We start from the raw sequence: 13159 nt of genomic DNA, 5'->3' as shown, positions 1-13159 counted from the left end.
GGGATCGGAACGCCTACAAGCCAAAGTATGATGGAACGCATCTGCAGCCCCTCTTTCGATAGCGGTGCTGCGGCAACGCTCGGAATTTGCGGAAGGTTCCTGGTGCTCACCCGCCTTGAGCTCCGCGGACCGGTCGATCTCAGCCCTTCGCCATCAGACTGCCACCGCGCGCCTGGTCTCGCTATGCGAGGCCGGGCTTTTTGTCGCCGACTGCCGACGCCCGCAACAATCTGCCGCTTAGGGAGTTCTTTCCCAAGGCTGCTTCTTTGGTCGGAAGAAGCCTATTTTCCTTAACTTGGCCCGCCGGTCGTTCTGGCGGGCTCTTTCTTGCCGCTGGAACCCGGCGCCCCGCTCCGCATTGACTCCGGTGGTGTTGCGTCGGGAGTAGAGTGCTGGTTCAACGAAACGAAGGGTTTCGGGTTCATCCAGCCTGATGGCGGCGGTCAGGACGTTTTTGTGCACATCAGCGCCGTTGAGCGCGCCGGCCTTCGCGGACTGAACGAAGGGCAGAAGATCTCGGACGAGATCCTCGCTGACAAGCGCTCTGGGAAGTCGTCTGCTGATAACCTGAAGGCCGAATAGCCGCAGCTATTTGCAGGCTAAGATGCGAATCGCTGCTCGCACCGAGCCCGGCCACTCCGCATAAATCGATCGACGAGGCCTGGCAGCCATCCTTTCCGGGGCAGGCCCTCGCAAGCGGGAATGTCGTCAATCTCACGTCGCGGAACCTCTTTCGGGCCTTCCCGTGAAGTCTCTTCTGATCAGCCTGCGCCGAGCAAGCCTTCGACTTGGCAGTTCTCGAGGGTGTTGCGGCCTTCTTGGTCGCCGGGTCGGCTGTCGGAACGTGAATGATCGCGCCGATTGAGTTGAACGGCAACTGAAGAGCTTTCTGGCTAGCGTTTCGGATTAGGCAGCACCGCAGCCTCAGCGGCCATGTAGGCATCGGAGGCCCTAAGAGCCGCTTCCACAAGCGGCCTGACGACTGTGCGGACATTGCGGCGCCATTGGTCGCTGGATTGGTCCCAGGGGACCTGACGCATCTCGCGTCGGGCTTCATGGAACGTTTTCGCTGCTGCTTCGACCGCAATCTCTGTTCGTTCGTCAGGCATCGTGGGCCTCACCAACTCAACATCGCTGCAGATAGAGAACCACGACGGCCGCCGCCTGTTCCCGTACTCCCGCCCACTTGTGGCGCGCCTCGGGTAGATCGCGCCCCCTGACCGGCGAGCTGTAGAGCGGGAATATCGCGCCGGCGTCAGGGATCCCAACCTGCAGTGTCTAGGGGCGCGGTCATGCTGCGGCTCCTGCGAAGAGGTCGGCGGTCGGATCGTTGTCGGGCCGGAGATCGTCGAAGCGCGGCAGGACGCAGCGCTTGCGGCGCTTGAGATCCGGCAGGGCCAGAGCCTCGATGCAGTTGGCGCGCATCAGGGCGGCAGCAACCTGCGGGCAGACCGAGTTGCCGATCTTATAGCGCTGCGCGGTCTCGGTGAGCTGGCCGCCGGCGGTGATGTCGTATGTATTTGGGAAGCCCTGGGCCCTGGCGAGCTCGCGGGGCGTCAGCATCCGCATGCCGTTGTCCCAGACGATGATGCCAGGTGCGATCTCGACCAGGACGTCAGGATCGTGCCAGACGCCATGAGCATGGAGGAAGCGGGCCACCATCTTGGCGGGCTCCAGCATGAACGGCGTCATCGGCGGGACGGCGATATAGCAAGGGACCGGGCTGAACCGCGCCTTCGTCGGCACGGTCGGGATTGGCGCGTCCGCCGCGGCGTCCGTGCTGCCTTCACTGCAATAGCTGCCGATAAACGGGGCCATCAGGCCATGGGTCGCCTGCTGGGTCGCCGTCGATAGCGCCTCATCCGCTCCGCGCGCCTCGCTGCGGCCTCGCATCCGGCGCCCGCGATTATCCGGGCATTGGACAGGAAAGACCACCAACGATCCTGCGAGTAGCTGAACTTATGACCGATTGATTATGATATTTTAGAGAAATAAGGCCTGAGAACCTTCTCGTGCGGACCGTGGGACGTGCTTACGTGTCGTGCCCGCCGGATTACGCCTAAAATCGGTAGTGCAGCCGCACGCAGCCCTTGTCGATCGCCTGAGCGCTGATCAGTGTCGGGCTCGCGCGAAACCCGCTGAGTGGAAAGAGCGGCCGACCGCCGCCTAGCATTTCCGGGATGACGTAGATTTCGATCTCGTCCAGTGCCCCGCGCTCAAGGAAGGCCATCTGCAACTGCCCGCCGCCCAGCATCCAGACATCGCCATCGTCCAGTCCGCGCAGCTCGCGGATCACCGCATCGACGTCGCTGCGAACCTCCAGCGGCCCCTTCGGATTGTCGATCGGCCGCGACGTGACGACGATCACGCGCTTGTCCCCGTATGACCAGGGAGAGGAATCCCCCGCTATGAACTCATACGTACCGCGCCCCATCACTACGGTGCGGGTTCGTTTGAGGAAGGTGCGGTAGTCGTGCTCGCCGAGGTTCATGTCGTCGTACTTGAACAGCCAGTCGAGGCTGTTGTCTTCAGCCGTGATCATCCCGTCGAGGCTGGTGGCGATATATCCCAGAATTCGAGCCATGGTGGTCCCGTGTTGATTTATAAATGAATATATGTTTATATATATTCATGGCTAGGCACAAGACGATCCCTGACGAGCAAGTACTCGACAAACTCCTCGGGACACTTATGGAGAGCGGGCCCGACGGCCTCACCTTCACCCGCGCCGCGACCGGCTGTGGGCTCTCGCCGGCGACGCTGGTACAGCGCTATGGCAACCGTGAGGCCATGGTTCAGGCGATTCTCCTGCGGGCATGGGACCGGCTGGACGCGGAGACAGAGGCGGCGGACGCGGAGGAACCACCGACGCCCGAAGGCGCGATGAACCTTCTGATTCGTCTGATGCCGCCCGAATCCGCGGAACTCGATGCCACCAACGGCCTGCTGCTGTTGAGGGAGGACATCCGCAATCCCGTCCTCCGCGCCCGTGGCGCTTCCTGGGGCCATCGCTTGGCCGAAGCGCTCGGCCGCCGCCTCTCGAAGGACCGGACGCGAGGCGAACGCCTCGGTTGGCAGATGGCGAGCCTCTGGCAGGGCGCGCATACGTGGTGGGCCTTCACACGCGACGTGCCGGCGGAACAGGCGATCAGGCGGGTGTTGGAGGAGTTTGTTGGAGGGGTGGAATGACCACTGTTGGCCCGAGCCGGAAGTAGACCGAACTTTCGCAAAGCAGCGAAGAGCAGGCGCTCCACCGTCTCGAGGGCGTTCTATGCACCAGCAAATTGTATCAAGGGCGGATCGAGACCGTCATCGTCTGCGGGCAATCGGAGCGTAGGGGCATCCCGGGAATCGGGTGACGCTTCCTTGCACTGCTGTGGGCTGTAGGGAAGCTGAGTTAGCCATTCGTCTCCAGAGCACTTGGTGGTCTTTGTTGCCGAATGCCGCGATTATCAGGGGAGGCCGCTACCGCTCCGACGCCGTGGACGACGGCGCGCCGCTGCGCCGGATTGAGGGTGTCGAGATAGCTGATCGGGGCAACGGCGTTCATGAAGATCTGCTGGACAGTGATTCGCTCGACCCTACCATGTCGGATGATATGGGTGCGTCAGGATTGCCGACGCTTGGTATCGCGCGCGGCTCCACGACCTCGGTACCATGTTCCCCAATAGGCTCCGCGGCCGCGATCTCGAGGATCGAATTCGAACCCGCCCATGATGTCCTTGAAGCGCGCGGCCTGATCCGGATCGGAGAAGCAGAAAACTCGAAAGCGCCTTCCTTCGTGGACAACCTCATGGCCTCGGGGAGCGAGGGAGGACAACGGGCCAGTCGATGGCACGATGCCCAGCCCATGGCCCGGCGGGATCTCGACTGCGACCTGGTGAGGCCAACGGCGGTCAATTTCCGCAGGAGAGAGCTCACCCTTGCGTCTCATGTTTGGTCGACAAGGCGAGGGCGCCGCCGCCCCTCAGAAAAGCGGCCGCGAAGAAACCCTCTGGAAGAGGCCGCATCGGCATCGGCAGCCATCACCGCAAGATCCCAGAGGATCATCCGGATCGCCTCCCGGGAATCTCCGTTAGCTTCCTCCAGGACCGCATCGACCTCCTCATCGGCAACGGCAAACGGGTCTGGTTCAGGCGGGCGGGAAGCCTCGACTGCTACCATCGGTCATGCCCTCGATTGAGAGAACATAGAGAGAACAAACGGAATAGCGAGTCAAGCACGCCTCGCCGACAGCGCCTCCTTCGTTGTGCGAAATCATTCCTGAGTTGAGCGGCTCGTTCGGCGCGTTTCCTGCGCACGGTCCAAGGACCTCGCGGCTCGCCGGGCGGCACGCAGTTCCTCGAGCGTGGGCTGCCACCATCCGCGAAGGAAGGCGTCCGGCGTGGTCGGGCGTCGCGCAGGCCAGGTCTTGACCAGTTCCTCATGGGTCGCACGCCGCCACAAAGCCCAGACCAGATCGTCTGACTGTCCAGAGCTCCAAGGATAATGCCGGGCGGCGGTTTCCATGGGCACGATCTCGCCGGTTACCTCAAGGACGACGAGCGGCCCCTCATGTGACATCAGCACCCGGTCGGTCGGCGGCAATTCGCTTGCAGGCACGGGATAGCGTCGACGTCGGTGCTCGGCCGCCGTTGCTTTCGTGCCTTCGTATTCGGGCTCGGATTTTGCCGCTTCGCGCCTTTGCCTCCGAGCTTCCGGCTCGCTGCGTTCCGCGGCGGCTTCGATCGCCGGCCATCTCCTGCGAAGTTCATCTATCGATCGGAACGGAACGTGCCAGGCCTTGTCCTCGCCGTTCCACCAGGCCCATGGCACTGCGCGCAATTCCTCGACGACGGTTCGTGAATACGGGGTGCGCACGATGATCTCATCGGCAGCCTCCAGATATGGGCTGACGATCGGCTCGAACGAAAAGGAATCGCGACCGCGCTCATCCGCGAGGGTAAATGCACTCGGCAGCTCGCGATCGAGCCATCGTGCCGCGCGAAGCATCGCGGTCGTTCCCGGCAGCTTCCAGGCTGACAACCGATCGCTCCAGCGGGCTCGCGGAAAGGCTTCGCGAAAACGCTCCGCAACTGCGGCGTCGAACGGGAAGGAGACGATGGCACCCGCGCCTTCTTCATCATCGCGAATCTCGATGTCGTTGCGTTCGCGACCGGCCATCGACCTACGATCCTGATCCCGACTGGTGCACGGCTTCAGCCCGGCAGCCCGGGTGATATCGCCTATTCGATGAAGCGGACGGTCGTACCTGGCCTGACGATCTGGGCCAGTTCCTCGGCATCCCAATTCGTGAGCCGGACACAGCCATGCGATGAGGCCTTGCTGATCTTCGAAGGCTCCGGCGTACCATGAATGCCGAAGGTCGGCTTCGACAGCTCGATCCAGACCGAACCGACCGGGTTGTTGGGACCCCTGGGGAGCACCAGGCGACGCTTGTTCTTGCCCTGCTGGAAATTCTTGACCGGGTCGTAGTGATAGGTCGGGTTTTTCACGATCCTCACCACCTGATATTCGCCCTCAGGCGAGGGGGTGTCCTCGCTGCCGATGGTGGCCGGATAAATTGCGATGACCTTTCCGGTGGCATCCAGCGCTCGAACGATGCTGTTCGTCTTGTCGGCCTCCACTGTCCGTGCCTCGTCGGAAGGAGCGGTTCGTCCGACCGAGACAACGTGCAGAGTTTCCTCGCGCTTCCCATAATGCGATCGCGGGTTGAACGTCCTGAGCAGACCCTCGCTCATGTGAAAGCGTTCGGCGAACATCTCCTGGGCGCTCCGGTAGCCGAGCCGCTTCATCCGGGCCTGACGAGCGTAATCGTGAGGAATGCGCCTGACGTACCGGGTTTTGATATCCTCCTTCGTCACGACGTAGTCCGAGACGATATCCGAGCTGACGTCCCCTTTGAGGACCTGCCAGGTCGCAGTGTCAATGATATCGCCGGCTCCGAGATTTTGGCGGCGACGGAACTGATAGATGGCCTTCCGATAGTTGTCGCCATCCAGCCCGTCGATCTCCCCGGGAGAAATACCCTGGCGCGCCAGTAGGACTTGGGCTTTGACGATCGAAGCGTTGGGGCGCGGCACCTTGCTTTTCGTGGTGGTCGGGGGACCCGCTCGGTTCACCTCGTCGGCGGTGAGGGCGTGCGCGGCTACCGGCGCTAGCAATACGCATCCACACAACAAGGCTGCCTGGCACTTCCTCAGCAGTTCAAAAACAGCGCGTGGCACGAACGTCATCATCGCTGGCTCCATGAACCGCCAACGCGATCTTTCATCCCGGAGTTCCGCGACAGCGTTGCTGAGGATGGCAGCGTCGCGATGGGCCGTGATAGACACTCGGCCGGGCTTCAGAGCCAACCCACGCGTCAATGACCTTGGTCAGCGGAAATGGCGCCTTCTCCTTTGACCATTCGTGGAACGGCGCAGCGGTCTGGCTATACGGACCTGGCTCAGGGCGATCGAATTCAACCCGCGTCAAAATATGGAAGGCACTCCCGAAAACGATTGCTTCCCCCGATGACAGGATCGTCTCCTGGTCCAACAATCTTCGAGCCCGGGATGAGGCGACGGAAATGGTCTATGTCGTCGGGATTCTGGAGCCGATGGCCGATGAAGTTGGCGCACTGGCTGATAATGGTCTGGCTGATCTCGCTTGGGCGTTGGGCTCGCGACCGCGCGGTGCGCGGTAAACAGCGCCTCGAACCTCGCGGTATCAATTCGATTTTGGCGAAATGGCCGGTCACGGCATCGCAATAGGAGCCAGCCGCCTTCTTCTTGATTCGCGTCAGCTCACTCAAGAGCTGATCGAGTGCCCACCAATCCTTCAGCACGGGTTCTTGCGTTTGTTCCGCTGCGCTGAGCCAGGCGCAGATTTCTTCGGCGTTCAGGAACCAGAGAGGGAGGCGGAGCTCCTTGCCGTTGAGATAGATGCGATCTGGTGTGCGCGCTGCCGGCGGATCTCCAGGAAAGGCTTTCGCGTACTCGCCGTTGATGTCGATGGGGCGGCCCTCACGCGACGGGTAGGTGGGTCTCCTAGTTCAACGCCTGGGAAACCAGAACCGGCTTGTTCCGATAGAGCTGAGGGAAGACCCGCTTCAGATTCTCGACCTTGGGTATGTCGTTGATCACGATATAGGGGTGCGTCGGGTAGCGCGTCAGGAAGTCCTGATGATAGGCCTCGGCCGGGTAGAAGGCGCGTTCCGGCTCGATCTTTGTCACGATCGCTGCGTCATAGGCACGGGCCTGATTGAGTTGGCCGATATAGGCCTTGGCGACGCGCGCCTCCTCGGCATCGACCGGGAAGATGGCAGAGCGGTAGTGTGTGCCCGAATCCGGCCCTTGCCGGTTGAGCTGCGTCGGGTCATGGGCGACCGAGAAATAGATCTGAAGCAGTTTCGCGTAGCTGACCTTGCGCGGATCATAGGTGATCCGGACCGCTTCGGCATGGCCGGTGCGCCCAGTGCCGACCTTTTCGTATTCGGCCGTGGCCTTCTCGCCACCGGCGTAGCCGGACACGGCAGCGCTGACGCCGTCGACATGCTGGAAGACGCCCTGGACGCCCCAGAAGCAGCCGCCAGCAAGCACCGCGACCTTCTGCGATGTGTCTGAAGCCGCAGCCTCATCCGTCGCCGGAGGCGGAATGATACGAGCCTCCTCAGCCGCGGCCAGAGGGGATAGCTTCAGTACGGCGGCGCCGAGAGCGACTGCGGCAGCGCCGAGCAGCGCCCGGCGGCTCAACATGGTTAGGGGCGAACGGGCTTTGACGGGCATGACGGTTTCTCCGTGATCAGCCGAAGGTGAAGGCATAAGCCTGGGCGCCGGCGTCGAGAAACATGATTTCGAAAGTGCGGTCCTTGATCGGGCCGCTTTGTCGGATGAGTTGGTAGAGACGCTGTCCCGCGACGGTGCCATTGCCCTCGGCGTCGACGTCGATGCCGTGATCGACACCGGGCGGCGCGCCATCGATCATCACGCGGAAGCGCACTGGCTTACGATCTGCGCCCGGGCCAAGCACGAGGTGCAGGTCGCGGGCATGGAAGCGGTAGGTGATGGCACCATCCGGCCCTTCGAGGGCCGCATGCTCCTTGCCGATCGTCGAATGGCCCGAGAGACCCCATTCGTTGAGGCGCGGCGTGCCGGGCTCGTAGCGGCCGACGGAGTCCTCTACGGCTCCCCCCGGGGATACGAAGTTCTCGGCGCGCTCGTAACCGAGATAGGTCTCGGGCGAGCGGACATCCGCTTCGGCGGAGGCCATCTCAGCACCTGACGCTTTGACAGAAACGGTGCCCGTTGCGACATCGCCGCGGCCTGCCTCCGCAAGAAGCTGCTGGATCACCTTTTCCGATTCCGCGTAGCCGCCTTCGCCGAAATGGTGGTGGCGGATCCGGCCTTGCGCGTCGATGAAGTAATGCGCCGGCCAATAGCGGTTCTTGAAGGCGCGCCAGATCGCATAGTCGTTGTCGACCGCTACCAGGTAGCCGATCTGAAGATCGGCGCTGGCCTGCTTCACATTGTCGATGCGCTTCTCGAAGGCGAATTCCGGCGAATACACGCCGATAACGACTAGGCCCTGACCCTTGTACTTCTCTGCCCAGGCCCGGACATAGGGGATTGCGCGAAGGCAGTTGATGCAGGAGTAGGTCCAGAAGTCGATCAGCGCCACCTTGCCTTTGAGGCTCTCGGCCGTGAGCGGCGGCCCGTTAAGCCAGGCGGTGGCGCCAGCGAGCGAGGGCAGGGCGCCTTCGACGGGAAGCTCGGTTTCCGCGCCGGAGGGTTTGGCCGCCATCATGGCTGGATTGGCGCCCGTCATTGCCGGATTGGCGCTCATCATGGCCGGCGCATTGCCGCTCATCATCGCAGGATTGCTGCCCGTATTGGCGCCACCGCTCATCATGGCCGGGCCGCTCCCTGTTGGCGGGGCCGGTGCGGTGGACACTGCGAAGCGGTCGAGCAGATGCTGCTCGACGGCATTCGTGCCTGCCAGCGACAGCCGCGTCAGGAATCCGGTATCGAGGCCGAGTGCAATCGCTACCACGGCCGCGAGAACCGCGACGCCTCCAATGCGGCGCAGCCACTCACCGGCTCCGAGCAAACGCTTCATCAGACCAAAGACCCTGCCGCCGGCGAGCAAGGCGATCGCAAGGGATGTCGCGGCGCCTGCCGCATAGGCGAGCAGCAACAGGGACGTCCCGATATTCGCGCCTTGCAGGGCCGCCCCCGTCAGGATGAGTCCCAAAATCGGACCGGCGCAGGGCGCCCAGAGCAATCCGGTCGCGAGACCGAGTAGGATCGAGGGGACGATGGCCCCTGAGCCGCCACCCTGTCGTGAAGCCGTTTCCGACAGCCGCCCACCCAGTGCAACGAGCGGCCTGGCAAATCGGTCTGCCAGTGCAGGAAACAGCAAAGCGATGCCGAACAGGGCGAGCAGCGCCATGGCAGCAAATCGGCCGTACTGGTTCGCCTCCACGGCCCAGTTGCCGCCGACAGCCGCCCGCGTCGCCACGGCTGCGAAGGCGAGCGCCATGCCGAGCAGCATCGGCAGCGTGCTGCGCAGGAAAGGTTGGCCCGCCCGCGCGAAGATGAAGGGCAGGACAGGCAGGATGCAGGGGCTGACGATCGTCAGCACGCCGCCAAGATAGGCGAGCAGAAGCAAGGTCATAAGCGTCGTGTCTTCGTTCAGGCCGCCAGCGGCCTGAAGGCCATGGCGACCCCGTTCATGCAGTAGCGCAGACCCGTCGGCCGCGGCCCGTCATCGAAGACATGGCCGAGATGGCCGCCGCAGCGGCCGCAATGCGCAGCGACGCGGACCATGCTCAGCGAAGTGTCGCGCTCGGTGCCGACGGCTTTATCGGAGATCGGTGCCCAAAAACTCGGCCAGCCGGTGCCGCTCTCGAATTTGGTCGTGGAGGAGAACAGTTCCTGGTCGCACCCAGCACAAGCGAATGTACCCCGACGCTTCTCCTGGTTGAGGGGACTCGTATAGGGGCGCTCGGTCGCGCTTTGGCGCAGCACCGCATATTGCTCCGGTGTCAGCAGTTTGCGCCATTCCGCTTCGCTGTGTTTAACGGTGTAGTCTTCTGCTGCACTTGCCGAGCGCGGGCGCCTCGTCACGCCCACCCCAATCGTTCCTGCCGCCATTGCCGCCAGAAGGATGCGCCTTGTGATCATAGTGCTCACCTTGGAAGCCGGCGCCGCAATTCGCTTGCATCGTGCAACCATTGTGATCGCTGTATTCAGTTAGGAATAGCGTTAGTCGCGGCGTTTTGATCGGACGACAAAAGCACTCTATCGTTCTTCGCGAGCATCTGCTGTCCTGACAGCAGGAACCAGATCGAGCGCCGTAGTTCGGCGCCTGCAAAGATGGGGTATTTCACCCATCAAGCGCTTCCACTTGGCGAGGACGCGGCGCATCATCGTGGTGCACCAGGTGAAGCCATGCTATGCGTCGGATCTCTCCTATTCGCAGTGTCCATCGCTTTTGCGGGAGCCGCTTCGGCCGCTGAACCAGCGCCTCTACGGCTCGACGGCGAAATTCCGCTTGGTGAGGTCAGAGGGCGCATCGATCATTTCTCGATCGATAGCCCGCGCTAGAGGCTGTTCGTGGCGGAACTGGGCAACGACAGTATCGGCGTCGTCGATTTGCGCGAGCGAAAGCTGCTCCGCACCATTGAAGGGCTAGAGGAGCCGCAAGGCCTCGCTTATGTCGCGTCCACCGACACGCTCTATGTCGCCAATGGCGGTGACGGGTCCGTGCGTGTCTTTCGCGGCGAAGACCTGGAGCCAGTCGGCAGGATCGAGCTCGGCGCCGACGCGGATAACATCCGGATCGATCGAGAGTCCGGCCACATCCTCGTCGGATACGGCAGTGGCGCATTGGCCGTCATCGATCCCAAAACGCTCCGCAAGATCGGTGATGTTGCCCTGAAGGCGCACCCCGAGAGCTTTCAGCTAGACGAGGCTCAAGCCCACGCCTTCGTCAATGTGCCCAATACCACGAGGTCGCGGTCGTCGATCTGGCGGCAAAGCGACAGGTCAAATCGCTGCCGCTCACCGATCTGGGCGCGAACTTCCCGCTCGCCGTTGATCCGGACGCGCATCAGGTGCTCACCGTCACCCGTTCTCCGCCTCGATTGGTTGCCTTTTCGGCCCAAGACGGGAGCCGGGCGAGCGCCGTCGGCACCTGCGGGGATGCCGACGATCTGTTTGTCGATTCCAAACGCCAGCGAATTTACGTGAGCTGCGGCGAAGGCGTGGTTGATGTCTTCGAGCGCCACGATGCCGCCTACGTCCGCTTGGCGCAGGTCCCGACCCGGCCGGGCGCTCGCACGTCATTGTACGTGCCCGAACTCGACCGGTTGTTCGTGGCAATGCGGGCCGGTGGCGGCGAAGCCGCTTCCATTCGCGTCTTTCGGCCGGAACCCTAATCCGGCCGAAAGGCGTTGGCTCTTGTTTGCACCGAAAATCGAAGTTCAGATTCCACCCGTTGCAAGCCAGTACAGCACGCCGATTGCCGAACAGGCTGCAATGACTTGGATCATCCCGACCTTAAAGCGGAACACCGCGATTATCGCGGCCAGCGTCAGCACCAGCGAGGCGACGTTGACCGTGCTCAGGACCGGGACGTCGATCTCCATGCCGAACCCTTTGACCTGCCGAACCTCGGCGAACAGGACGTGCATGGCGAACCAGATTGACAGGTTCAGGATCACCCCGACGACGGCGGCTGTGATCGCCCCGAGCGCGGCGGACAGCGCCTTGTTGTTGCGCATCGTTTCCATGAACGGAGCGCCCAGGAAGATCCAGAGGAAGCAGGGCACGAAGGTTACCCAGGTCGTCAGCAGTCCGCCGAGCGTGGCCGCCAGCAGCGGGTTGAGCGAACCCGGTGCACGATAGGGGCCCATGAAGCCGACGAATTGCGTGACCATGATCAGTGGCCCGGGGGTGGTTTCGGCCATGCCGAGGCCGTCCAGCATCTCGCCCGGCTTCAGCCAGCCATAGTGCTCGACCGCCTGCTGCGCGACATAGGACAGGACCGAATAAGCCCCGCCGAAGGTCACCATCGCCATCTTGGAGAAGAAGATCGAAATCTCGGTGAACACGTCGCCGCGCCCGAGCGTGGCCAGCAGTACGATGATCGGGCCGAACCAGATCACGGCGCCGACGGTCGCGACCTTCAGTAACCAGCTCAGCGGCGGCCTGGCATGGGCCGGAATGCCCTCGCCAAGTGCGGAGTCGATATCGTCGAGCTGCTTGCCTCCGACCTTGCCGTGACCACCTCCGGTCATGAATGCCGACCAGCCCGCGCGGCCGCCGACATAGCCGATCAGGCCTGCGGAGAAGACGACGAGCGGGAACGGGGCCTGGAACACGGCCAGCGCGAGGAAGGCGGCCGCGGCAAGGCCGATCATAACCCCGTTCTTCAGCGAGCGCCGACCGATCCGGAGCACGGCTTCGAGCACGATCGCGAGGACGGCGGCCTTCAGGCCGAAGAACAGTGCCTGCACGCTGCCGACATTGCCGAAGATGGCGTAGATCCAACTCAGCGCCATGATGGCGGCGACACCGGGAAGCACGAACAGGGTTCCGGCGACGAGGCCGCCCTTGGTCTTGTGCATCAGCCAGCCGATATAGACGGCCAGTTGCTGCGCTTCCGGTCTCGGCAGCAAGGTGCAGTAGTTCAGCGCGTGCAGGAACCGCGTCTCGCCGATCCAGCGCTTCTCCTCGACGATGATGCGATGCATGACCGCGATCTGCCCGGCCGGGCCGCCGAAACTCAGCGCCGCGACCCGCGCCCAGACGCGCAGCGCTTCACCGAATGAAACACCATGATCATGTTCGATGCTCTGCTTGGCCAGGGCGGTGTCGATAGTCTCGATCTTGGTCATGGCGTTCCCCAATCGTCAGGCCCGCTTGGACTTGAAGTACTGGTAGAGATTGTCGAAGACGGCGCCGCCCTGGGCGATGCGATCTTCGTCCTGGGCATTGGCTGAGCAGACGCCTGAGATCAGGCTGGCGATGCCCGTGGTTTCCTCGCGCCCGAACTTCCCATCCTTCAGATCGATGTCGTGGACGATCTCGGAAATGGCCTGGAGAGCGGGCTCAGAAAGACCGGCGCGGGTCAGCAGGACCTCGAAGCTGCACCGATCGCCTTCATGGGTGAT

The 13159-nt window shown here is 62.9% G+C and carries 15 protein-coding genes; 2 read left to right on the top strand and 13 right to left on the bottom strand.

Going from position 1 to position 13159, the window contains the following annotated elements; genetic code table 11:
* Positions 1 to 333: 333 nt before the first annotated feature.
* Complete coding sequence (locus AC1DE3_RS28000) at positions 334 to 582, top strand: cold-shock protein (RefSeq protein ID WP_476797840.1); 249 nt, start codon at positions 334 to 336, stop codon at positions 580 to 582.
* 708 nt (positions 583 to 1290) lie between these two features.
* Here the strand turns inward: AC1DE3_RS28000 and AC1DE3_RS27995 are convergent.
* Together AC1DE3_RS27995 and AC1DE3_RS27990 are read right to left on the bottom strand one after the other, a co-directional pair.
* Positions 1291 to 1893, bottom strand: coding sequence for a DNA cytosine methyltransferase (locus AC1DE3_RS27995; RefSeq protein WP_476797835.1), 603 nt, complete (start codon positions 1891 to 1893; stop codon positions 1291 to 1293).
* Between the two features lie 166 nt (positions 1894 to 2059).
* Positions 2060 to 2584: a dihydrofolate reductase family protein gene (locus AC1DE3_RS27990; RefSeq protein ID WP_441514533.1), complete on the bottom strand. Its 525-nt coding sequence runs from the start codon at positions 2582 to 2584 to the stop codon at positions 2060 to 2062.
* 47 nt (positions 2585 to 2631) lie between these two features.
* Between AC1DE3_RS27990 and AC1DE3_RS27985 the strand changes: the two genes are divergently transcribed.
* A complete protein-coding gene (locus AC1DE3_RS27985) occupies positions 2632 to 3189 on the top strand; it encodes a TetR/AcrR family transcriptional regulator (protein WP_476797834.1) in 558 nt (185 codons plus the stop codon).
* A 208-nt stretch (positions 3190 to 3397) separates the two neighbouring features.
* On the opposite strand, the gene AC1DE3_RS27980 is transcribed toward AC1DE3_RS27985, so the two are convergent.
* The 11 genes from AC1DE3_RS27980 to AC1DE3_RS27930 all read right to left on the bottom strand — a co-directional run.
* On the bottom strand, positions 3398 to 3550 hold the full coding sequence (locus tag AC1DE3_RS27980) for a hypothetical protein (RefSeq protein ID WP_476797833.1): 153 nt from the start codon (positions 3548 to 3550) through the stop codon (positions 3398 to 3400).
* Positions 3551 to 4257: 707 nt separating this feature from the next.
* Positions 4258 to 5163, bottom strand: coding sequence for a hypothetical protein (locus tag AC1DE3_RS27975; RefSeq protein ID WP_441514535.1), 906 nt, complete (start codon positions 5161 to 5163; stop codon positions 4258 to 4260).
* Between the two features lie 62 nt (positions 5164 to 5225).
* Positions 5226 to 6239, bottom strand: a complete 1014-nt coding sequence (locus AC1DE3_RS27970; protein ID WP_476797832.1) for a L,D-transpeptidase family protein — start codon at positions 6237 to 6239, stop codon at positions 5226 to 5228.
* Positions 6240 to 6463: 224 nt separating this feature from the next.
* Complete coding sequence (locus AC1DE3_RS27965; RefSeq protein ID WP_476797831.1) at positions 6464 to 6829, bottom strand: hypothetical protein; 366 nt, start codon at positions 6827 to 6829, stop codon at positions 6464 to 6466.
* Positions 6830 to 7031: 202 nt separating this feature from the next.
* Positions 7032 to 7769 (bottom strand): peptide-methionine (S)-S-oxide reductase MsrA, encoded by a 738-nt coding sequence (gene msrA / locus AC1DE3_RS27960; RefSeq protein WP_476797830.1) that lies wholly within the window; start codon positions 7767 to 7769, stop codon positions 7032 to 7034.
* A gap of 16 nt (positions 7770 to 7785) precedes the next feature.
* Entirely contained in the window at positions 7786 to 9657 is a 1872-nt protein-coding gene (locus AC1DE3_RS27955; protein ID WP_476797829.1) for a cytochrome c biogenesis protein DipZ, read from the bottom strand.
* Positions 9658 to 9674: 17 nt separating this feature from the next.
* A complete protein-coding gene (gene msrB, locus AC1DE3_RS27950) occupies positions 9675 to 10166 on the bottom strand; it encodes a peptide-methionine (R)-S-oxide reductase MsrB (RefSeq protein WP_441514540.1) in 492 nt (163 codons plus the stop codon).
* A gap of 507 nt (positions 10167 to 10673) precedes the next feature.
* Positions 10674 to 10931, bottom strand: coding sequence for a hypothetical protein (locus tag AC1DE3_RS27945; protein WP_441514541.1), 258 nt, complete (start codon positions 10929 to 10931; stop codon positions 10674 to 10676).
* Positions 10932 to 10957: 26 nt separating this feature from the next.
* Positions 10958 to 11272, bottom strand: a complete 315-nt coding sequence (locus AC1DE3_RS27940) for a hypothetical protein (RefSeq protein ID WP_441514542.1) — start codon at positions 11270 to 11272, stop codon at positions 10958 to 10960.
* 195 nt (positions 11273 to 11467) lie between these two features.
* Positions 11468 to 12883: a chromate efflux transporter gene (gene chrA / locus AC1DE3_RS27935; protein WP_476797828.1), complete on the bottom strand. Its 1416-nt coding sequence runs from the start codon at positions 12881 to 12883 to the stop codon at positions 11468 to 11470.
* Positions 12884 to 12898: 15 nt separating this feature from the next.
* On the bottom strand, positions 12899 to 13159 hold a 261-nt coding region (locus tag AC1DE3_RS27930), incomplete at its 5' end, for a chromate resistance protein ChrB domain-containing protein (RefSeq protein ID WP_476852968.1).

Source organism: Allobosea sp. 10L417, from assembly GCF_056395485.1.
The sequence above is the reverse complement of the archived record's forward strand: the minus strand, read 5'-3'. Positions and strand labels throughout refer to the sequence as shown.